This is a genomic window from Leptospira koniambonensis, assembly GCF_004769555.1.
Lineage (GTDB): Bacteria > Spirochaetota > Leptospiria > Leptospirales > Leptospiraceae > Leptospira_B > Leptospira_B koniambonensis.
Genome location: NZ_RQFY01000001.1, coordinates 409222 through 430995 on the forward strand (window position 1 = coordinate 409222; position 21774 = coordinate 430995).

General features: G+C 38.5%; 17 protein-coding genes. 4 read left to right on the top strand and 13 right to left on the bottom strand.

Annotated elements, in window-relative coordinates; all coding sequences use genetic code 11:
- Window positions 1-40: 40 nt before the first annotated feature.
- The 5 genes from EHQ52_RS01925 to EHQ52_RS01945 are packed head-to-tail and all read right to left on the bottom strand — an operon-like array spanning window position 41 to window position 7334.
- Window positions 41-1903, bottom strand: coding sequence for an ABC-F family ATP-binding cassette domain-containing protein (locus EHQ52_RS01925; protein ID WP_135613600.1), 1863 nt, complete (start codon window positions 1901-1903; stop codon window positions 41-43).
- A gap of 48 nt (window positions 1904-1951) precedes the next feature.
- Entirely contained in the window at window positions 1952-4183 is a 2232-nt protein-coding gene (locus EHQ52_RS01930; protein WP_135613601.1) for a PAS domain-containing sensor histidine kinase, read from the bottom strand.
- Between the two features lie 44 nt (window positions 4184-4227).
- Window positions 4228-5139, bottom strand: coding sequence for an alpha/beta fold hydrolase (locus EHQ52_RS01935; RefSeq protein ID WP_135613602.1), 912 nt, complete (start codon window positions 5137-5139; stop codon window positions 4228-4230).
- Between the two features lie 7 nt (window positions 5140-5146).
- The gene (locus EHQ52_RS01940; protein ID WP_135613603.1) at window positions 5147-5620 is read right to left on the bottom strand and encodes a cyclic nucleotide-binding domain-containing protein; all 474 of its coding nucleotides are present in this window, start codon (window positions 5618-5620) and stop codon (window positions 5147-5149) included.
- Between the two features lie 49 nt (window positions 5621-5669).
- On the bottom strand, window positions 5670-7334 hold the full coding sequence (locus EHQ52_RS01945; protein ID WP_135613604.1) for a PAS domain S-box protein: 1665 nt from the start codon (window positions 7332-7334) through the stop codon (window positions 5670-5672).
- 176 nt (window positions 7335-7510) lie between these two features.
- Here EHQ52_RS01945 and EHQ52_RS01950 point away from each other — a divergent pair, with 176 nt between their 5' ends.
- The 3 genes from EHQ52_RS01950 to EHQ52_RS01960 are packed head-to-tail and all read left to right on the top strand — an operon-like array spanning window position 7511 to window position 10035.
- A complete protein-coding gene (locus EHQ52_RS01950; protein ID WP_135613605.1) occupies window positions 7511-8746 on the top strand; it encodes a DUF445 domain-containing protein in 1236 nt (411 codons plus the stop codon).
- Between the two features lies 1 nt (window position 8747).
- On the top strand, window positions 8748-9047 hold the full coding sequence (locus tag EHQ52_RS01955; protein WP_135613606.1) for a hypothetical protein: 300 nt from the start codon (window positions 8748-8750) through the stop codon (window positions 9045-9047).
- 10 nt (window positions 9048-9057) lie between these two features.
- Window positions 9058-10035: an alpha/beta hydrolase gene (locus EHQ52_RS01960; RefSeq protein ID WP_135613607.1), complete on the top strand. Its 978-nt coding sequence runs from the start codon at window positions 9058-9060 to the stop codon at window positions 10033-10035.
- Here EHQ52_RS01960 and pgsW read toward each other — a convergent pair.
- From pgsW to EHQ52_RS01995, 7 genes are all read right to left on the bottom strand, one after another.
- The gene (pgsW, locus tag EHQ52_RS01965; RefSeq protein ID WP_135613608.1) at window positions 10032-11144 is read right to left on the bottom strand and encodes a poly-gamma-glutamate system protein; all 1113 of its coding nucleotides are present in this window, start codon (window positions 11142-11144) and stop codon (window positions 10032-10034) included. The genes EHQ52_RS01960 and pgsW overlap by 4 nt on opposite strands.
- Window positions 11141-11605 (bottom strand): poly-gamma-glutamate biosynthesis protein PgsC, encoded by a 465-nt coding sequence (gene pgsC / locus EHQ52_RS01970; RefSeq protein ID WP_135613609.1) that lies wholly within the window; start codon window positions 11603-11605, stop codon window positions 11141-11143. The genes pgsW and pgsC overlap by 4 nt, the downstream gene beginning before the upstream one ends.
- 1 nt (window position 11606) lies before the next feature.
- Window positions 11607-12797: a poly-gamma-glutamate synthase PgsB gene (gene pgsB / locus EHQ52_RS01975; RefSeq protein WP_135613610.1), complete on the bottom strand. Its 1191-nt coding sequence runs from the start codon at window positions 12795-12797 to the stop codon at window positions 11607-11609.
- A gap of 42 nt (window positions 12798-12839) precedes the next feature.
- Window positions 12840-14447, bottom strand: a complete 1608-nt coding sequence (locus EHQ52_RS01980; RefSeq protein WP_135613611.1) for a SpoIIE family protein phosphatase — start codon at window positions 14445-14447, stop codon at window positions 12840-12842.
- Window positions 14448-14482: 35 nt separating this feature from the next.
- Complete coding sequence (locus EHQ52_RS01985; protein WP_135613612.1) at window positions 14483-16000, bottom strand: PAS domain-containing sensor histidine kinase; 1518 nt, start codon at window positions 15998-16000, stop codon at window positions 14483-14485.
- A 196-nt stretch (window positions 16001-16196) separates the two neighbouring features.
- The gene (locus tag EHQ52_RS01990) at window positions 16197-16598 is read right to left on the bottom strand and encodes an FKBP-type peptidyl-prolyl cis-trans isomerase (protein ID WP_165780502.1); all 402 of its coding nucleotides are present in this window, start codon (window positions 16596-16598) and stop codon (window positions 16197-16199) included.
- Window positions 16595-16954 carry an RNA recognition motif domain-containing protein gene (locus EHQ52_RS01995; RefSeq protein WP_135613613.1) on the bottom strand — a complete coding sequence of 120 codons (360 nt, stop codon included), beginning with the start codon at window positions 16952-16954 and terminating at the stop codon, window positions 16595-16597. Before EHQ52_RS01995 ends, EHQ52_RS01990 begins: the two co-directional genes overlap by 4 nt.
- A 217-nt stretch (window positions 16955-17171) precedes the next feature.
- Here EHQ52_RS01995 and EHQ52_RS02000 point away from each other — a divergent pair, with 217 nt between their 5' ends.
- A complete protein-coding gene (locus tag EHQ52_RS02000) occupies window positions 17172-19484 on the top strand; it encodes an inorganic phosphate transporter (RefSeq protein WP_135613614.1) in 2313 nt (770 codons plus the stop codon).
- A 268-nt stretch (window positions 19485-19752) separates the two neighbouring features.
- Here the strand turns inward: EHQ52_RS02000 and EHQ52_RS02005 are convergent, their stop codons facing one another.
- Window positions 19753-21741, bottom strand: coding sequence for a TRAP transporter large permease subunit (locus EHQ52_RS02005; protein ID WP_135613615.1), 1989 nt, complete (start codon window positions 21739-21741; stop codon window positions 19753-19755).
- Window positions 21742-21774 lie beyond the last annotated feature (33 nt).

The window sequence follows — 21774 nt, forward strand, 5'->3', positions numbered from 1 at the left end:
TGTTAAGGATCAGTTTTCTATTCGTAGATTAGAGCAGATTCTATTCTTTAGAAGCAAGCTCTTCCCATTCGATGACCTTCTTTTGCAATTCCTCTTGTAAATTGCTCAGTCGTTCTCCTGATTTTCTGGCAAGCTCTGGATCGGAAGACTGTAGGTTTTGGACGAGTTCCTTCTCTTCCGTCTCCAAAGAGAGTATTTCTTTTTCTAAGGTCTCCAGCTTTCTTTTGTCTTGGTAACCAAGGCCCTTCTTCTTATTCTCTGCCGGTTTTTCTGGAGCCTTGGATACACTGGCCTTAGTTTCTTTTTCTTCGTATTCTCTATATTCCAAATATTCAGAGTAATTACCTGGGAATCTATCTATTCTCCCATCACCTTTGAAAACGAATAGATAATCTGTGACCCGGTCCATAAAGTAACGATCGTGAGAAACTACGAGGACCACTCCAGGAAAATCATCCAAGAATTCTTCCAGCACGGAAAGTGTGGGAATATCCAGATCATTAGTGGGCTCATCTAAAACTAAGAAGTTCGGATTTCTCATGAGAAGTAAAATCAGATAAAGTCTTTTCTTTTCCCCACCGGATAGTCTTTCTATTTTGGTTTGTTGTAACTGAGGAGGGAATAAAAACCTTTCTAAAAACTGTGAGGCTGTCCAAGAAGATCCATCATTCATCTTGATGGTGGGTGCTATCTCTTCTTTAACATAATCTATTACCTTTTTAGGTCCAGGGAGTTCTTTTCCAAGCTGATCGAAATAACCGAAACTAGTATTGAGACCTGCTGCAACATCTCCTGAGTCAGTTTTTTCTCTTCCTGTGATCATATTCAGAAGTGTGGTTTTTCCTGCACCATTAGGACCTACGATCCCGATCCTTTCTTTAGCCTTGAATACATAAGAAAATCCAGAAATTAACTCTGCTTTAGTATAAGATTTCTTAATATTCTTTAATTCTAATATTTTTCCGCCGAGCCTTCTGCCAGAAACAGAAATATCCAGGACTATATCTTTGCCTGCCTTCTTTCTTTCCATTACTTCGATCGCGCGATCTGTTCTAGCTTTTTGTTTGGTGCCTCTCGCTTTTGGCTGGCGTTTCAGCCATTCGAGCTCAGTTCTAAGAAAGGATTTTCGTTTTGCTTCTTCCTTTTCTTCGATCACCTGCATCTCTACTTTTTTTTCTAAATACAGATCATAATTCCCAGGATAAACTCTGAAATTTCCTCTATCTATTTCCAAGATGCGGTTTGCGATCTCTTCTAAAAAATATCGATCGTGTGTAACGAGTAAAACCGCTTTGTCAGTATTTGTTAAAAAATCCTGGAGCCAAAGGATCGCATCTATATCTAAATGGTTGGTAGGCTCATCTAATACCAAAAAATTGGATTCGTCTGTTAGGGCTTGTGCAAGAGATACTTTTTTAGCCATTCCCCCTGATAACTCTCCCATTTTTCTTGAAAGATCAGGTATATTCAGTTCTCTTAATATATTTTTAAGTTTGGATTCTAGTTCCCATGCTTGTTTGGAATCCATTTCTTCCATTGCAAGATGATATTCCTTTTCGGCTTCTTCTCCGCCTTTTTCCAGTTCGATACATGCTTTTTCGTATCTTCTGACTGTATCTAAAAGAATTCCTGAACCAGAAAGTATATGTTCTAGTACAGTTTTGTTAGGATCAAATTCAGGGAATTGGGATAAGAATGAAATTTTGAGTTCTCTGTTTCGGACTACTTTTCCAGTATCCGGTTCTTCCATTCCGAGTAAGATCCTAAGTAAGGTGGACTTTCCGGATCCATTGATCCCGAGTAAGCCGGTTTTTTCTCCCTCGTCTATTCCGAAGCTTAAGCCCTGGAAGAGTTGTTTTTCGCCGATAGATTTACCGACCTTATCAATGGAGATTAGATTCATCGCTTCCAGCCTTTTTGAAACCAGATGAGAAGCAATTCTTTTAAAGAACTACTTAGGGATAGGAAGTTCTATTTTGTATCTGGTGCCTATATCTACAGTTTCTAGTCCCCATTTTGCTTTCAGCTTATCCAATAACATCCCTACTAGCTGTAATCCTAATCCTTCTGATTTTCTGACATCTACCTTTTTAGGAAGTCCAACTCCATTGTCTCCAATGGAAATAGAAAGTCCGTTATCAGTTTTGGAGATCGATACGGATATTTCTCCTTTTTGGTCTCCTGGAAATGCATATTTTAAGGAATTTGAAACTAGTTCATTGAATACTAATGCAAGCGGTATTGCAAAGTCCAAATTTAAACGTATGTCTTGGGACTCTATTGAATAGCCCACTCTTTTGTTTGCACCGAATGATTGAACAAGTGCCACGAGTAGATTGTTTAGATATTCGGTAAAATCTGCATCCGCAATCGTATCGTTTTGATACAACTCCTTGTGAACTAGAGCCATGGATTGTATCCGTCTCTCACATTCCTTCAGAATAGAAACAAGTTTTGGATCATCAGTAAAATCAGTCTGCAAACTTAAAAGACTGGAAACCACTTGTAAATTATTTTTAACCCTGTGATGGATTTCCTTTAACATCACTTCTTTTTCATCCAAGGATTTTCTTAAGGTTTCTTCGTATTGGTATCTATCTGTTACATCTCGGATGATCTGAGTGGCACCAATCATATTATGACTTTCATCGCGGATAGAACTATAATTAATCTCGAGCACAATGGAGTCTTTAATAAGGCCTGAAATTTTTCTTTCCATTTTGAAAACTTCGCCAGTGAGAGCCCTACTCCAATTTCGGATAATTCTTTCTCTTTCTTCCGGATTATCGATTGCGATATCCCAAATCGTTTGGCCAACTGTGATCCTTTTTCCATACAATTTCCAAACCATAAGTTCAAATGCTGTATTACATGAGATGACTTTTAGATCCATATCCACAGCACAGATAGAATCTTTTACACCTTCTATGATTGCTTGGAGTCTATCGTTTGTTTGAAGGATCTTTTTCCTAAGTTCACCTAATTCAAGTTCTGCCTTTTTTCTTTCGGTGATGTCTCTCACAATCACCTGCATTAATTTTTGCCCTCTTTGTTCGAATGCTATTCCGGAAACTTCTACAGAGATATCTGTTCCATCTTTTCGAATGAATTTTTCTTCGATAGGTTCCAACGGTTCGGATTTAAGCATCGCTTTAAGAACTCTTTCAGCCACAACCTGCCTAGACTCAGGATGTATAAATTCTATGATTTGCCTTCCTTCCACCTCTTCTAAGGAATCATAACCGAGCATTTTAAGGCCTGTTTGATTTATATAAATTACCTTTCCGTCTGCGTGCAGGCCTATCGCGTCTGGAGAAACTTCCACCAATTTTCTGTATTTTTCTTCGCTGGCAAGTAGTGCGGTTTCCCAAACAGTCCTAAGAGTTACGTCTTTTAAGAATATTACAACTTCCTTAATTGCTCCTTCTTTGGATAAGGGAGCGAAGGAAACTTCTAACTCTGAATTAGGCTGAACAGGAAATAGTTTAGAAAAATGCCATTTGACCTTAGCTCCTGAAAATGCCTTATTCAGTTGTGCTTGGAAAATTTCCTTATGAGTGTCCGAGATCAAAGATAAGATCTTAGAATCTGAAAGTAATTCTATACCGAATTGTCTTCTGACTTCGGATCTTCCGGAAGAATTTACGTATTGTATCTTTCCCGCTTGATTTACGCGGATTACCCACTCTTCCGTACTATCTAAAAGGATATTTGTATAAGAGAGTTGATCTTGTAGAACTATTTCACTTTTTCTTAATGGAGTTAGATCCTGAACAGATCCATAGATCTGAGTCACTCTCTTTTTGACAGGGTCCCAGATTGGATGAGCATGATCTCTTAACCATCTAATCTGCCCATCAGGACCATAGGCCCTATATTCGTCTGCTCTAGGTGAACCGGATAGTAAGGACCTTGTCCTTTGTTTAATTAAATCCTGATCATCAGGATGAAAGTATCTTGGATCTGCAGCAGGCCATGAATTATTAAGATCATCTAAATTGATCCCACAGAATTTTAAAAATCCTTCGTTAGCCCAGCTTAATAATAGATCTCCATTATCCGATACATCTACTCTGTAAAGATAATCGTTAAATACTTCGGGCGCGAGGGCACGAATTTCTTTTTCTATTTTTTTTCGAAGATTCCGATTTTGAAACCATTTTAAAAGTTTGGCAAGAGCCATCGTAACTCCGAACAGCTCCTAAGAAAACGAAGTTTCCTTGGAGCTTACTTCACTAAAAATTCTTTATAAGTATTCGCAACTTCTTCGGGTCTTTCAAGCATAGGAACATGGCCCATATCTTTCAAGATCACCTTTTTAGATCCCGCAATACCTTTTTCTAATACTCCAGCTCCGGAGACACTCAATACTCTATCAGTATCTCCCCAAAGAATAAGAGTTCTTGCTTGGATCTTATTCATATTTTCCTGTAAAGGAAATCCTGTAGATCTGATCTGTTTGAATATATATTTATTAAATTCAGAATTTTTGATCGCCTTCTCCGCAAAATAGGAAGCTAAAAAAGAAGGAATGGGAGGAGGAGTAACAAAAATGAATTTCATCAATTCTTGAAATTCTTCTGCGTTAGTCGCAACTAAGTTATTCTTTCCCTTCTCCAAGTTTTTGGATAGCTCACTTTTTTCAGGACTGTTTACGCCAGAAGGAGCAAATAATCCGAGAGATAAAACCTTTTGAGGATAAGTCGCCGCATATACTCCAGAGATTGCTCCTCCCATGGAGTTTCCTACGATATGGAATTTTTCCCAACCAAGTTTAGTAACGAACTCATCTAAACGTTTTACTTGCTGAGCAATATTATAATCCTGATCTGCAATTCTATCATTCTCCCCAAAACCAGGAAGATCCACTGCTACTACAGTATATGTAGGAGTAAGCCATTTGGAGAATCTAGTCCAATTGTCTTTGTCTCCGCCAAATCCATGGACCATCAGGATCTTTTCGCTACCTTCTCCGCCCTCTAAATATACCCAATTCCAAGGTTCTAACTTGGTTTGTTTTTTTTCGAGTCCGGCTTTCCATCTTTCATAGCCGATACCAGTTTTGACCAGGGTCTCGGAACAATAGGTAAGCCCGAATAAAATTAGAAAAAGGTAGATTGGGAAAAATTTGCGGTTCATAATCAGATCACGAATAACGTTTCTTTAATTCTCTAGCATAAGCTAAGTCATGAGTCAAAAGTCTCATTCTTTTTACCAAATAAGTGGTAATCCCTTTATAAAACTTAAGAGCGAGTTCCTTATCAGAATCCAGAATATGCTGCAGATGTTCGAAAGGAATTTCTAAAAGTTCGCAACGTTCCATTGCTTCAACTGTTCCTGCTCTTTTCCCCTGATCTAAAAACGGGAATTCTCCGAAATGATCACCTGTGGCAATCGTGGTTACGTTTACATCGTCCCCTTTTTCGGTAGAGGTCAAAATTTTCAGAGTTCCGTACATTACCACATAGAACGCTTTTGCTTCGTTCCCTTCTTGGTAAACCGCGTCCCCTTGTTCAAGCACCTTGTATTTTGTCTTCTCCGCTATTTTAGCCAATTCATCCATAGAGAAGCTGGAAAATAAATAAATCTGGTGTAGGATTTCTTCTGTAGTGTGTTGCATGTGTTCCTTACCAAAGACCGAGTATTGAGCCTAGAAAAAAACCATCAAGCTACTTTCCTGGATTCCTGTCCGGAATTCTAAGACGAAAAACAACTCCATTTTCCGAAGTAAATTCAGAGTTTGCCTTTAACTGCCTGGATAAGATCTCTATGAGCTGGATACCTATAGTTCCGGAGCCATTCTGATTTTCTTTTCGAAATCCCACCCCGTCGTCTGAGTATGAGAAGACGATATTCTGTTCTTCTTTAAAGATGCTGACTTGGATTTTTCCGGAACGATCTTCTGGAAATGCGTATTTTAGGGAGTTAGTAAGAAGTTCGTTTAGGATAAGTCCCAGAGGAATTGCTCTTTCTATAGTCACTTCCAAGGAACTTAAGTCTAATTGTAGTTTGATACGAGGAAGTCCTCCATAAGCTCTGATCAGGTTAGAAGAAACTGTGGTAAAATAATTTTCCAAGTCTACTGCTGCGAAATTTTCAGACCTATACAATTCAGCATGAACAAATCCCATAGACTTGACCCGGTTCTCACATTCTTTCAAGATCCTCTTTAAATTCGGATCTTCTGTATTTTCATACTGTAAGCCAAGTAGGCTCGAAATTACTTGAAGGTTATTTTTGACCCTATGATGGATCTCTTGGAGCATAGACTCTTTTTCTTTTAAGGAATTCTCCAAGGTTCTAGTCATAGAATTTCTTTCGGTCACATCACGAACTATCCCCATATAACGAAATTCATCTATGCGGACTGCATTTACGTCTGCTTCTATAATTTTACCTGATTTACTTTTAAATCTTCTGCTTAAGATTGCTGGTTTACCTATCTCTAATGCAGGGATTCTGTGTTTGGAATCCGCGAAACTATCTTCATCTAGAATATCCTTTAAAGTGAATGTTTGGAGTTCTTCTTTGCTATACTCTAAAAGTTCACACATTCTTCTGTTCACTTCAAAAATTTTAGTTTCAAAATTTGTAATGATGATTGAATCAGAGGCACTTTCCACTAAGGAACGATATCTTCTTTCACTTTCTTCTAAGGAAGAAATAGCCATCACCCTTTCCGTGACATCATATAAAATAGAAAATAGAACCCTTTTACCTCCAAACTGCAAAGGTCCACTATAAACTTCCATCTCGCGGATCTCTCCGCTTTTTAATTTATGTCTGAACCGGAAATATTGTCTAGATTCGAGTGCCGCCTGTCTCATCTCTTCAAAAATTTGTTCTTTAGTGAACATATTAATATCAGTTACCTTCATTTGCAGAAGTTCTTCTTGGCTATATCCGTAAAATTGGCTAGCTGATTGGTTCGCGTATAAAATATCTCCAGAGTCAGGATCTAAGATCCATTTGATTGCTTGGTTGGTCTCAAAAATTTGTCGGAATGGTCTATCACTGGATAGAAATTCTTTCCAAAAAGAATTTTCAAGAAGAGAAGCTGAGCCTTCTTCCATTGGTTCCATCTTGATCCAAAACATCCCATGAGTGAGAGACCAACTAGCGAGAAGTCCTGTACTTCCCGGAAATGAAAGAGGGCTTTTTCCTGGCAGCCAAGAAAGTACGGCACTTCCATTCTCCCCTTGGATCTTCTCTGTTCCATTTAAAAAATAAGAGAGAGGATTTTGTCTCCAGGATTCCAGAGGAAGATTGGTCTCAAGGATCAATCCGGAAGGATCCATTAGAATACACCAGTATGGAAAGAATGAGGACTTCATGATCTAAAAACAGGAGAGGACTATCTCAGAGATTAATTTGACTCTGAAAAATCTTTTTTCAAAACCACCGGAAAAGATCCAAAAAACAGACGGAAAAATAACTTGCAGTGCACTCAGTCGAAAAGGATTTTGCAATAGAACCGAATAGTATAGCGTACGCTACAGGAATTGAAAATATGGAATTGCCCTTTCTCAATATAGTTATTACCAAAGAATGGATCGGGATCGCAATGATGCCTCTTACCTACGGATTCGTGGGTTGGTTTACCAATGTGGTAGCCTTAAAAATGACCTTCTATCCTTTAGAATTTGTGGGAATTCCTCCATATTTAGGATGGCAAGGGATCGTTCCTAAGAAGGCCCAGAAATTAGCACTGAAATCGGTAAATATTATGACCGAGAGGCTGATCAAGGTAGAAGACTTTTTCTCTAAAGTGGATCCGGACCAATTAGAGACCGAGTTCCAACCTGTTCTAAATGATCTAATTCCTTCTGCAACTCATGAGATCGTTCATCATATCAATCCTGTCTTAAGAAAACATTTAGAGAATGGGCATGGAGAAGAGATCGTAAGAGCAGTCCAAGAAAAATGCGCTCATACAGTGAAAAATATCATGACCCAGGTGAAGGAGAATGTATCCTCCGTTTTCAATTTCAGATCCCTGGTTCTACGCAAACTTACAGGTCCGAATGTAGAAAGGATCGTAAACATATTCGAAGAAGTTGGTTCTAAAGAATTCAAATTTATAGAACATTGTGGCTGGGCACTCGGTGGATTACTCGGGCTCGTACAAATTGTCCTCTGGATCTATTTTCCGATCTGGTGGACCCTTCCTATCCAAGGAATTATTGTAGGATATATTACAAACTGGGTGGCTCTCACAATGATCTTCCGACCTCTTTATGAGAAAAAAATCGGACCGATCAAATACAGAGGATTATTCATCGCGAGACAGGAAGAAGTTTCTAAAAAATATTCAAACGTATTCGCAACCCAAGTTCTGACAGCAAGAAACGTTTTAGAAGAGATCTTATACAAAAGAGCTGCAAGAACATTGGTAGAAACTATCCAAGCAGAAACAGAATCTGCTGCTACTCGCCTAAACTTGTCCGGACATTTGGATGAGGAGAATAAGGGAGAAGATTCAGATTTCGAGAATACCAAAAAAGAAGTTATCCGCAAGGTAAGTGATTCTTTGGCAGGAAGTTCTACTAAACTTGAAACATATATGGGAAGAGCGATGAGCATAGAAAATAATATGTTCAAACGTATGAAGGATCTCCCACCTGAAGAATTTGAACCAATCTTAAGATCCGCTTTCCAAGAAGATGAGTACGTTCTTATTCTGATCGGTTCTGTTTTAGGAGCAATTGTAGGTCTTGTACAAGGGATCTATATGATCGCGGTGTAATATGGATCTGATCAAAGTTACAGATTCTGATCCTGACTCATTCCTCCGGAAATTGACAAAAGCAATCTCCGGAGGAGAATTAGGTGCTATTACAAAATTCGATCTGAAAGAAGATGATTTTTGTATCAAATTTTCAGGACTAGGTGAATCCAGGATCTGGTTTAAATTACAAAGAGAAGGAGAAGGATTTTCCGCCGTCAAAAAAAGGGAAAAGATTGCTTTACTACATTTAGCATTCAGATCAGAAATGGAAAAAAATTTGGAAAATATTCTGATCCGGTTAGGAGCAGAAGTTTCCTAAACATTACAGAATGTTACAATTCGGTTCGGATTCCAAAATAGCAACTCTACCCTCCGGAATCCGAATCGCCTACCGGATCTTTCCAGGCAAATCCAAAATTCCTCTTTTCTGTGTTCATGGACTTACAGGAAATCTAAAAAATTTCGAACCAATCGCTCAAGGCCTTTCTAAAAAAGGGATCACTGTAATTGTATACGATCTGCGTGGAAGAGGAAATTCAGACAAACCTAAAGAAGAATATTCCGCAAGAGTTCATGCTCAAGATCTAAAAGATCTTTCAACTGTATTAGGATATTCTAAAATATCTATTCTTTCTCATTCATTAGGTGCCTGGATCACTCTTAGATTTGCAGAAAAGTTCTCAAGTTTCCTAGAAAAAGCAGTTTTGATAGACGGAGGTGGAGAACTTTCCATCAAACGTAAAATTTCCAATTTACTCATGATCCAAGGTTCTTTGGCTCGTTTAGGCAAAAGGATCCCTAGTAAGGAAATGTATCTGCAAGAAGCTAAAAAATCTCCTTTGCTTTCCGCTTGGAATACAAATATTCAAAATTTCTTATTGTACGAATTAGAACCTCTTGGAACACTTTCTTCTTCTTTAATGCCTGGAAATAGTTTTTACGGCCCAGTTCTTTGTTCTATTCCACCGTTCGTGATCGATTCGGAACTTAAAAATATGGGTGGAGCTATGAGACCTGCCGGGATTGTAGCGAGACTTTTCAAAGATCCTAAAGAATTTATAAAAACCCTGAAAGAAAATAAGGTAATGCCTTATTCTACATTACGTTGTCCCGTTCTTGTAATCCGTGCTTTAAAACCGAATTTCAAATCGGGAGACGAACTTTTACCTTCTACTGCCATAGATAAGATGAAAGAGAAGATAAAAAATCTGAAAGTTTATGAGCTAACAGACAAAAATCATTATGAATCTGTATTATTGGAAGATAAGGAAAGAGATCAGGAGATATTCAAATTTTTGAGATCTTAAAGAGATTCGTCTCTATCTTCTTCTATAAAAGAATCTCTTTTAAAAAATACATATAGTAAAACTAAAATCCCAATTAAAACAACAGCCGCCAATCTTAAATCGTATTCAGATCTTTTGAATATTTTACCTTCTCCAATTTCCGGAAGTTTTTTAGGTTGTATGCTAAATCCATTTTGTGCAGCAAGTTCTTCTACTCGAACCAAATGAATGATTGGAATCCCTAAATTTGCAAAACGTCTCATGATTGAATCTCTTCCATCATGCGTAATCGGATGTTTTAGATTTAGACCTGGTGAAAATTCTCCTGCATTTTTCTTAGTTCCTACGGAAACAGTTCCACCACCCACATTGATATAGGCTTTGTATTCTGAGAGAGATATAATACCGGAATATAGATTCATTCTTTCTTCCAGACTTTCCGAGTAGTTCTTTGAATAAAGCATCGGAAGTGAATTTTTGGAGGCAGAATTTTGTAGTATCTTCGACCCATCTTTCAATATCCCAAAAGCCTGGTCCTCTATTCCTCCTAAACTATAGGCCACGGATTTATACGGAAAAATTCCACGGGCATACAGCTCCTTCTCCATATCAGGCCATAAAAACTCAGGCTCATTCGCACCCCATTGGGAAGAAGTCAGGCTGGAGATGATTACAAGTTTTAGTTCTAAAATTTTAGCAGCAGAATAGACTGCGATATTCAAAGCAGGAAAAGAACCAGACATAGAAACAGCAATTGTATCGCCCTTATCGGCACCAGCTTGGACCAAATATTCTACAACTAAGGCAGCAAAATTCGGATTGATTGAACTTTGTTTTGCTTTAAGAGAACCCAGATTGCTTGTAACAGGAGTAAAAAATTCACCGATAAGACCTGACTGAGCAGGATCGAAATTCAGATCTATCTTTTTGTTTTTAGATTCTTTATAGTTTTTAATTTTTTCGAATGCTTTTGCAGCAAGTTTGGCCGCTTCTATCTTTTCTGAATAATGGTTTTGGATTTTCTCAATTCGAAAAGATTCTACTAAATACATTCCAAAAATAGAAAATGCTGCAAGTATAAGATAATAGAAAACTGATTTGTTGGAAGATTTCCAATACAATCCCTTCAAGGTAATAACTCCTTTCCAAGAAATAGAATTAATATCAAACGAACAATTACAGAAGCAGTGAGTAAAGACGCCAAGGTTTCCAACCAACCCTGTCTATCCATCCATACTGCAATAAGTCCAGGAATAATATGACCTACAGCTTTTACTTCTGATCCTAAATGAATAATGTCTTTAAAAATCCTAGGAAATATCCATTCGTTACCGATTGCGTCTAATACAAACCCAAGAAGGAGAAGAATTGCAGTTCTTCTTTTTCCATATAATATTACAAATTTTGAAATAACTTTTCCTAAACCAAAAACACATAAACTTACAGATAATGTAAGAAGAATACTGATCGGATTTTGGAGCTGTAATGCAAAATAGCCTGGAACTACAAGTCCACCTGCAATTCCAAAAAACTCAGAAAAGAATAAACTGATCCCGAGTCCTAGTCCAATGGAAATACTTAATAAATCCATATCAATCTTTAGATATTTCCTTTTGTTTTAAATTTTCCAGAAGTTCTAAACCTAATCCGCCTATATTTCCAAGACCAACTACCATAGAATTAGAAGGCAGAGAATTTTCAAAAAATCCCAAGACCTCTTTTGCATCCATATATTTTAGATCTTCTAATTTAGAATTCCCTAAACCAAATTTCAAACATGTCTTTTTGAATACTTCTGTTTCCTCCCCTGCAATCAAGATCAAGTCAGCAGGATCTTTTTTCCAAGAGAGAATTTCTTTTGCCATCTGTTCGGATCTTTCAGGCCTATCCTTTCTACAATTCACTAGAGCGACTTTATATTTAAATTCAGGAAACTTTGAAATTGCATTTTCCCAAATACTTGCGGCGGAACTTGGATCGTTCGCAGCAAAACCATTTACAAATGCTATTTTATTTTTTCCTAGATTGTATTTAGTAAAAAAAGTAGCTCCCAAATCAGGAGAATGAGACCACATTCCTTGGATTGCAATCTCAGGGTTAACCCCTAAAGATTCACATACTTCTAGTGCTAAAACTACATTTTCAGGATGTTCATAATATATAAAACCTTGCATATAGTTAAGGTTAGAATATTTTTCAAGACGGGTCGGAACAATTTCTGTATTTTTCTTTTTACATATCTCTTGGAAGAATGGAAAAAACTCTTTCTCAGAAGTGAATAGTATATTAGCTTCAGGAATGGAGCCGCTTAGAGCCAAGGCTATATCCTTCTTCTCTGGCCCCATAATTTCCAAATGATCTTCTTTTACATTTGTGATGATTGTATGCGTAGCCTTGATCAATTTTTCTTCAGAGACTTTTTGGTTGAAAGGAAGAAGAGCCATACATTCCAAAACGATTACATTCACATTGAGTCTTGCCGCTTCTTGGATCGCAAACTTTTGCTCTAAAATATTGGGAGCACCGTATCTGATTATATTTTTTTCAGAACCATCAGAAAAGATCAACCTTGGAACAGTTCCGGTGGTTTTAGCAAGAACTTGAAATCCACCTTCTTTCAAACCGGATGCAATCAATCTTGTGACTGAACTTTTTCCTCGAGTTCCGTTTACATGAATTCGAACTGGGATTTTATTTCTCCTAGACCGATGAAAAATATATTCTATAGATCCAAATCCTAATAAAACCAGAAGTAATGGAAATAATATGAGAAATTCGGACACGTAAAGAATGTCCTTCTAGATAAGCCCTTAGGTCAACTTAGATTAGGTCAGGTTCAGAGAAATCAGAGTGATGTCATCCTGGGGTTCTTTTTCTCCCAGATGAGCTTTCATTTCTTTTATGATCTGAGAATGTAGCTCAAGTCCGCTCAGGCCAGACTCTCTATAAATTTTTTCGATCCTTTCCTCACCGAATGGATTCTGCTCAGAATCGAATTCTTCAAAGATCCCATCTGTTAACATCAAAATGGAATCTCCTTCTGAATAATCATACTCTTCTTCCAAATATTCCATTTTAGAATTCAGACCTAAAAGAGATCCTGTCCTTTCCAAAGGTTTAATCCCTGTTTTGGATTTCCATAAGAGTGCAGGATGTCCACCGGATGCAAATCTGATCTTTCTTTCAATTGTATCCACATCCAGGATAAAACAGGAAAAATACATCTGTAGGTTTTTAAAATTTCTACAATAATCTATATTGATCCCTTTGATCAGTTCTACAGGAGAATCTGCCAAATACTTTAGAGGTTCATAAACTCCTTTAATAGTCATTGTCACAAGTGCAGCCTGGACCCCGTGACCGGTAGCATCTGCTAAAATGACTCTCAAAACTCCAGGACGAAATTCGAATACATCGAACCAATCCCCTCCCACTTCCATTACTGGAACGTAATTTACGAAAGTTTGAACTCCTGGGATGGAATAATCGATGGGAGGAAGTAAACTATTTTGGACTCTTTTGGCAAGATTCAATTCTTCTTTCATCAAACGATAGAATCTGGAAAGTTCCTGGGAACGAGACTCTACTTCTGCTTCTAGATTTTGCAGGAGGTCCAACCTCTCTCGATCTACGTTCTTAAGCTCTTCTACAGTTCCTCTTAATTTTTTTTGGATAGAAATTCTGTCTGTGATATCTCGTAAAATTAAGGTGTATCCTTTTCCAGAAGAAGTAGTAACTTTGGAAACGGAAGCTTCTAAAATAGGTTCTGTTCCATTTTTTCGTCTGGCCCTAAAGGGACCGAAGATCCCTCGATCGGGATTTTCTCCTATTTTGTATAATACTTTGGAAATATATTTCTTCCGCCTTGAGGGGAATAACAAATCTAAAGACTTTCCAGTCACTTCCCAAGAAGAATATCCTAACATCTTCTCTGCAGCTGGATTCATCATTACGATTTCCATGGATTCATTCACAGAAAGAATAGAATCTAAAGAAGTCCTTACGAGTTCAGAAAGTCTTTCTTCCGATTCTTTGAGTTTTACCTCTCCTTCTTTTCTGGCGGTTACGTCTCGCAGATATACTGCAATATCTTCGACAGAAGGAAAGATACGAACCTCATACCAAATATTTTCTTTTGGATCTAAGATCTCCAGATCTTTTGGAAGTCCAGTATGCATGGACTCTATCATCATAGGGAACAAAGAAGTAAAATTGAATTGAGGAAGTATTTCAGGTAATCTTTTACCAACCAAATTTTCCCGGATAATATCCAGTAGTTTTTCGGCCTCAAAGTTGGCGTATAAGATCTTAAGTTCCCTATCCAGGGATAAGAATGCGTCCGTAATTCTTTCTAGGATCCGAATTACATCTTTTCGAGAAGCGGATTGGAAAGGTGTACGAGTTCCGGAAGTTTTTTCCTCTGCTTCTGACATAGGAGATCAAAAGTATCCCCTTGCCTAAAGCAAGGTCAAGAAATCTTTTCCGAAGCAGGGATCAAGATATGAAATGTAGCAAACTCATCTTCGGAGCTTTCTACCTCAACCTCTCCTCCCATTTCCCGGATAATCTCATAGCTTACTGAAAGCCCAAGCCCTGTTCCGACCGTGGTTGGTTTTGTGGTGAAGAAAGGATCAAAAATTCGATTCAGATTCTCTTCGTCTATCCCGAGTCCCCAATCCTTAACTGTGATCCGGACAAAACGAGTATCTCCTTTTTGGAAGATGGACTGAGAAACTTTGATCTTCTTACGATCCGTCTCGAATGAATATTTTTCGTTCAGAGAATCTCTCGCATTAGTGATCAAATTTAGAAAAACTTGTTTTAATTTTTGGGGTTCTCCGATCACGAGTGGGATCTCGGAGTCAGCGTCCACCAAACTATCCAGTCCTTCTATCTTGATCCCATCTCGGACAAGAAAAGGAAGTAAAAGTTGGATAGAAGAATATAAAATTTCTCCAGTAGATACGTGGGCCTTGATACCTTCTTCTTTATGAGCAAAACCTAATAGACTTCTTACGATGCCAGAAATTCTTTCACTTTCACGGATAATAACCTCCATGTTTTTAGAAAGGGATTCGTTCTCTTCTACTTGGGTGCGAACAAGTTCTGCGTAATTTAAAATACCAGTAAGTGGATTATTGATCTCGTGTGCCACACCAGCGGCCAATGTTCCCAGAGCTTCTAATTTTTGGCGATGTCTTTGGGATTCCATTCTTCTCAAACGATCTGAATCAGATTCTTTTTGTTGAGTGGTATCAGAGATAGCAAGTAAGATGGCACTGATCTCTCCTTGTTTAGTCACAGGAGAAATTCTTATATAATAATGACTTCTTTTGCCAGTGAAGCTACTCCATTCTTCGAATGCTTCCGGCTTTCCGGTATTTAATACTCTAGCAATAACTGATTGTAGTTTTAATGCATCAGAAGTTTTTAATACTTCGAAAAAGTTTTTACCTTGGATCTCGTCTGCAGGGATTCCTGTGAATGTTTTATTAATAAATAATACATTCCCATTCAAGTCCATGATCACCACAAAATCCATTCCTTCCATGAGGAATGAACGCCAGCGATAATCAGAATCTTCTAAGGAATAATCTTTTAAAAGACCTTCTTCATCCAACTCTTGTATCTGAACAAGAACTCTACCTTCTTCCGTTGGAATACGATTCGCTCTTACATATACTTTTTTATATCCATTTGCAGAAAGGAGTCTTGTTCTTGCGGAAAACACTTTTGGGACTTCATGTCTAAATCTATCTATGAATGCATCTGTCAGGCTTTCTGTATCATCTGGATGAGCGAACTGAGACCATTTCATCCTTCCTTCTATCTCTGATTTTTTCCTTCCGGAGATATCTTCGAACTTTTGGTTTACTAAGGCGATTGTCCCATCTGCTTCTACTAAAAAAGCGGCCAAAGGTTGGTGTTCGAATAGAGTACGATACTGGGAAGAAGTTTCAGTAGTTAATGTATTTTCTTGATTCAAGACCTTCTTCCTCCCCTTTCTCTCGTATAGTAAATGGGAAGAGTAGGCTTGTTTAAATATTACAGTTTTTGAAAAAAAAGAAGAACTATAGCGAGATAGGATGCAGGATTGGCGCGAATTGAAGTGAAATCGTGATATTTTGCTACTGTTGCTTCTGATCCATTAGAATAGAAGCAACAGATTTAACACAGAAATGTCAGTATACTTTGATCAATTCCACTTCGAAGATCAGAGTAGAATTTGGAGGAATACTCCCCCCAGCTCCGGCACTTCCGTAGCCTAATTCAGGAGGGATTGTCAATTTACGGACCCCACCTTCTTTCATACCTTGGACTCCTTTGTCCCAACCGCGGATCACTTGTCCAGCGCCCAGATCAAAACGGAAAGGAGTTCCTCTGTCTTTGGAGCTGTCGAATTTTTTTCCATTGGTAAGCCAACCGGTATAATGAACGGTAACGTTAGACCCATTGAAGGCCTCTTTTCCTGTTCCCTTTTTGATGTCTTTAATCACCAGACCGTTTTGAGCGAATACACCCAGGCTCAAAACGAATGCTGAGATTAAAATTGCAGTTAATATATAAATTCTTTTTAAATTCATTTTCCTCTACCTCCAGTACGTCTGACGGAACTTCCGAAACCGCCCGTGGTCTGGCTTCCATGCACCTTATTGTTACTTGGCCCGCCTTTCACGGATTGTTTTTTATCGAATTCTTTTTTCCATTCGTCGGCGTCGACTACCGTTATAACTTTTCCGGAAACCTCGTACTTATTTAAAGCTTCCAGGGCTTTTTTTGCTGCCCCATCTTCCAATTCTAAAGAACCGTAACCCAAAGAACGTCCCGTGAGTTTATCCTTTTTGATGGAAACATGTTCGGCTTTTCCATATTTGGAGAATAATTTTTCCAAATCTTCTTCCTTCCATTCCTGGGGAAGATTGCCCACTGAAATCTTCATACCGCCTCCTTTTTATATTGCGACGATTGATTAACCGGCCTTCTGCTTTCTAAAAAAACCGGTTAGATCACCCATTCTTTCAGGTCGGGGAGAAATCGAAAGCCCATTTCATAATTCGTATTTTGAAAAAAGAAACCCGCGGAAATTTGGGTTGAGGCTCCTACTTTGCCTAAAATACTACCTAAATCACCCTGCCTGGGTGCTGGAAACCAGAAATATGGATATCTTCTTAATCATAGTAGTGGTCATGGCTGTACTCGGAGTAATGGACTTACTCGTCGGAGTTTCTAATGACGCAGTGAACTTCACGAATTCAGCAGTCGGCTCTAGAGCGGCCTCCAGAAAAATTATCCTAATCGTTTCTGCATTCGGTATCATGCTCGGGGCCTTAAGTTCCAGCGGAATGATGGAAGTCGCAAGAAAAGGAATTTTTCATCCTGAATTTTTTAGCTTAGCGGAGTTAATGTTCTTATTTTTGGCTGTGATGGTCTCGGACATCATCCTTCTGGACTTATACAATACATTAGGACTTCCTACCTCCACTACTGTATCCTTGGTTTTTGAATTATTAGGTGCCTCCTTGGTCCTTGCTATTCTCAAATCTGATTCATTAAACGACGCATTCAAGATCATAAACTCAGAGTCAGCTTTAAAGATCATATTCGGGATCGCACTCTCTGTGATACTCGCATTCTTTGCGGGACTGATACTAATGTTCTTCTTCCGATTGATATTCAGTTTCCGTTTAGAAAAAACAATGAAATGGTTCGGAGGAATTTTCTCAGGACTCGCGGTCACAGTTGTGATCTTCTTCATTCTACTGACTGCGATGAAAGGATCCACTTTCTTAAGCAAAGATGTATTAGCCTGGATCCAAACAAATTTTAAGACCATTCTGGTTTTAAGTTTTATAGGATTTTCCATCCTATTCCAGATACTGATCGTATCTAAAATAAATGTCCTAAAGATCGTAGTATTATTCGGAACTGCAGCACTTGCAATGGCATTTGCAAGTAATGACTTAGTGAACTTTATTGGAGTTCCAATCGCAAGTTTACAAACCCACGAACTGATCAAATCGGCAAACTGGGATGCAAATACAATGGCATCCGGTTTAGGAAAAGAAGTCTTAACTGATAATAGACTTCTGATAGGTGCCGCACTCATCATGATCATCGCATTATTCAAATCCAAGAAGGCAGAAACTGTAACCAGAACTGAAGTAAGTCTAGGCTCTCAAGGAGAAACTATAGAAGCTTATCAGTCTAGTTTAGTCGCAAGAGTATTTGTCCAAATCGCAGTCGGTATCTATTATCCTATCAAAAGATTTTTGCCTTCTTTCCTCCGAAATTGGATCGGATCTAGATTCAAACAAAGTGGGACCTTAGAATTAGTTCGTCTGCATGAAAGCGATGCATTCGATCTATTAAGAGCATCCGTAAACATACTCATCGCTTCTGCACTCATTCTTGTTGGAACAATCGAAAAACTTCCTTTATCTACCACATTCGTAACCTTCATGGTGGCAATGGGAACCTCTCTTGCAGATGGAGCTTGGCAGAAAGAAAATGCAGTCAACCGAGTAAGTGGAGTTCTAACAGTTGTAGGTGGATGGTTTATGACTGCGATATTCGCCTCCTTCACGGGTGGATTTATCGCGGCCCTATTCTATTACTTTGGATTTGCAGCAGTCGTAGTAGTTTTAGTATTCACATTCTTCTTGGTTCTTGCATTCAATCGGATCCATAAGAAAAGAAAGGCAGAATATGATGAGAATCTGGAAAAACTTCTCCTTCTTACCAAACATCCTGAAAAGGCACTTTCTAAATCACTTTCTTCTTTATTAGGAAATCTGTTACTCGCGAAGAAGGCGATGAATACACTTTCTTCCGGTTATATAGGAGGAAAGAAGAAGGACTTCAAACAAGCCTCTAAGATCCTAAAGAACTTAAAGAAAAATTACGAATCTTCCATCTCCGGTTTTTTAAGTCTTGTAGATAGACATTTCGACGAGTCTGATTTCCAGTCCATTCATCCATTCACAAATGCGCTCGGATATATAGATCGTATCACTGAAAATCTTGCAAACATCCACAGAAACACATCCGAAAAGATAGATCGTTTCCAAACTGGTCTCACCAAAGACGAAAGAGAAGATCTAAAAGAACTTCGTAAACTGGCAGAAGATCTTTTTGAACTTTTGGCTCAGTCGGATAAGGTTCCAGGTTTAGTCGAAAAGGCAAGATCTGGCAAAAAAGTAAAAGAACTCTCTGATATCAAAGTCCGTATTTACAAAAATCAAATGAAACGGATCCGAAAAGGAGATAGCAAATTAAAATCCAGCGTAGCTTACTTCCTCGTGATTGAAGAGCTTGTAGATATTAATGAAAACTTATTTGCTCTGGCTGAAGAATTAGTTTGGGTCCTACCTTGGATAGAAACCAAGAAGAAACAGTTTGCAAAAGGTAATTTCGGTCCTTCTAAACTCGAATTCCCTAAATCAAAAACTAAGAAGAAAAAAAAGAAGTAGTAAGCGAAAAGTTTCGCACGGAGCTCACAGAGAACACGGAGAAAATTGGCTTCGCGTGAAAATTAAATCTATAAAATTTGGCTCACGCAAAGACGCCAAGACCGCAAAGTATTTTAGTTTAAAATAGATTATTTTCCGTCGGGATTCCAACAGAACAGGCACTTCGTCATTGCATCATTTACAATATCCGATGTAGGAGTTCTTACATCGGATATTTAATGGTTCTGCGATCTCAGCGGTCTCTGCGCGAAACCGCTCTTACACTTTCCTACCCTGCGTATTTTGAATACAGGATCGGCCCGAAAGCGGTCACAATCAAGGTTAGAGTCAGAACTATAATCGGAATTACGATATGTTCATGTCTCGCAAAGAAACTTTTTCCTTCTAAACTTTTATCCTCTATTAGTAGATCTCTAACTACGTGTTTGGTCAACAAGTGATTGAGAGCAACTGGAGGAGTTAAATAACCTAACTCGAAAGAAACAAGTGCGGTCATCCAGAAATTCAAAGGATGGATACCATTTGCCTTAGCGATCGGATATAAGGTCACCGAAACTAAGATCACAGCTCCGTAAGGATCCATAAGCATTCCAATGATCACAAGAGCAAATGTTAAGATCAACATCGCAGACATTGGAGATCCAAGTTGAGTTGGGAATAGATTGATCACTTCTGATCTTTCGAAAACCCCACCCATACAAGCGGACAATCCCATGAGAAGAAGAAGTGCTCCTAAATGCGAGCCTGCATCATAAGAAGTCCTGGAAAGTTCCACTTCTTCGTTATGAGTTTCTCCCAATTCCAGTTTTTCCTTTTTGGAAATTCTATAATCAATGAACAGAAGAGCAAGCATCGCGATCGGCAGGATATAAGGTGCAGTTCTCTCATCAAAATGAGTTCCAAGTGCAAGAACGATCGTTAGAACGATTACAATTGAGATCACCAAATAGACTGAGAAAGATTTGAATGCCAGTAAAGATTTTTTAAACGCATCTTGTTCCGGACGGATCTTCCAAGATTCGGTTCTACTAAACCAACTCACGATTAAGAATAAAGTGGAAGAAAGTGCAAATACTCTCCAACCCCAATGGAATAATTCGTCAGTAGTCACTTCTAAATTCAAAGAAGCAACAATCACAACGAGTAAACATGGAGGAAGAACCACTCCTAAGCTTCCAGACATAGCGGTTGCAGCAAGAGCTCTCTCTTGGCTTGCACCTGCTCTTCTCAATTCCTTGAAGATTGTAGCGCCTAATGCCAAAACTACAATCCCGGAAGCACCACTATAAGCAGTAGGAAGAGCCGCAACAACAACGATGATCACCGCCATTAATTCAGAAGGAAGTTTCCATGGGTTCAAAAGATCGAAAAATCTTTTTCCGAGAGAAGTATCTCTTAAAAGAATACCAGTCCAAACATAAAGACCGATTTGGATATAAAGCTGAGCGTGAGCGGTCAATTTTTGCAGATAGATCGCAAGTCCAGCTGGGTGTTTTTCTAAAATAAAGAAGTATAATCCACAGATTAACGCCATCCAAGCATACAGAGGAACGCATAATAATGCATTGGAAAGTTTGGTATTTTGCTTACCTTCTCCATTTTTAAATAAAGGATTTTTTAAATTATAAAAATTTAATCCTGCTAAAAGTATAAGTCCCGCAACCCAAAGCACTTGGATCTGTGCTTCTACACCTTTTTGAAGAGGATACATGAATGCTGCAGAAACCATAATGATCGTATTCGCGATGATCTGGCTCCATTCGGTGATCTTTTCCTCTTTGGAGTTTTCAGGATTTCTAAGAGCGATATGGTATCTTCTAGTCGTTGAAACAGTTCCAGCTACAATGAGCAAGAATACCATCGTCATAGGAATATAATCTATAGCAGAGATAGTAAGCCAAGAAAGCCTACGCTCAAATCCACAATAGATTTTTTGTCCTGTTGTTAGAGAGCCTGCAAGTTTCGCGAGCTCTAATTGGGTTTCGGTAGGTCCCGTAGGAGCTGTTACATTCTTCCCACCAGAAGTATCTCCAAGACCAATATCATCCAAAGCGTCCATATCCGCTTGGCTGACTTCTGCTTTAGTATCTGTTTCCGCATTCGGATCAGCGACACAAACATTTCGGATCATTGCGTAGTTCGGCCAAATACTGCCGCCTAAGCCGAGTAACCTAGCCTGAACTAACTGGCTTCCACTTTGAACAAGGGGTACGAATAAAAAGAATAATACCGCCCAGGAAACGATTTTTCTCCACATAGAATATCCTCTGGAATCTGCGATTGATTGATA

Excerpts from the sequence above, each read along its gene's own strand:
- EHQ52_RS01940 (WP_135613603.1), bottom strand. The coding sequence starts at position 5,620 with ATGCAACACACTACAGAAGAAATCCTACACCAGATTTATTTATTTTCC.
- EHQ52_RS01945 (WP_135613604.1), bottom strand. The coding sequence starts at position 7,334 with ATGAAGTCCTCATTCTTTCCATACTGGTGTATTCTAATGGATCCTTCC.
- EHQ52_RS01950 (WP_135613605.1), top strand. The coding sequence starts at position 7,511 with ATGGAATTGCCCTTTCTCAATATAGTTATTACCAAAGAATGGATCGGG.
- pgsC (WP_135613609.1), bottom strand. The coding sequence starts at position 11,605 with ATGGATTTATTAAGTATTTCCATTGGACTAGGACTCGGGATCAGTTTA.
- EHQ52_RS01935 (WP_135613602.1), bottom strand. The coding sequence starts at position 5,139 with ATGAACCGCAAATTTTTCCCAATCTACCTTTTTCTAATTTTATTCGGG.
- EHQ52_RS01980 (WP_135613611.1), bottom strand. The coding sequence starts at position 14,447 with ATGTCAGAAGCAGAGGAAAAAACTTCCGGAACTCGTACACCTTTCCAA.
- EHQ52_RS01930 (WP_135613601.1), bottom strand. The coding sequence starts at position 4,183 with ATGGCTCTTGCCAAACTTTTAAAATGGTTTCAAAATCGGAATCTTCGA.
- EHQ52_RS01995 (WP_135613613.1), bottom strand. The coding sequence starts at position 16,954 with ATGAAGATTTCAGTGGGCAATCTTCCCCAGGAATGGAAGGAAGAAGAT.
- EHQ52_RS01955 (WP_135613606.1), top strand. The coding sequence starts at position 8,748 with ATGGATCTGATCAAAGTTACAGATTCTGATCCTGACTCATTCCTCCGG.
- EHQ52_RS01925 (WP_135613600.1), bottom strand. The coding sequence starts at position 1,903 with ATGAATCTAATCTCCATTGATAAGGTCGGTAAATCTATCGGCGAAAAA.
- EHQ52_RS02000 (WP_135613614.1), top strand. The coding sequence starts at position 17,172 with ATGGATATCTTCTTAATCATAGTAGTGGTCATGGCTGTACTCGGAGTA.
- EHQ52_RS01960 (WP_135613607.1), top strand. The coding sequence starts at position 9,058 with ATGTTACAATTCGGTTCGGATTCCAAAATAGCAACTCTACCCTCCGGA.
- EHQ52_RS01990 (WP_165780502.1), bottom strand. The coding sequence starts at position 16,598 with ATGAATTTAAAAAGAATTTATATATTAACTGCAATTTTAATCTCAGCA.
- EHQ52_RS02005 (WP_135613615.1), bottom strand. The coding sequence starts at position 21,741 with ATGTGGAGAAAAATCGTTTCCTGGGCGGTATTATTCTTTTTATTCGTA.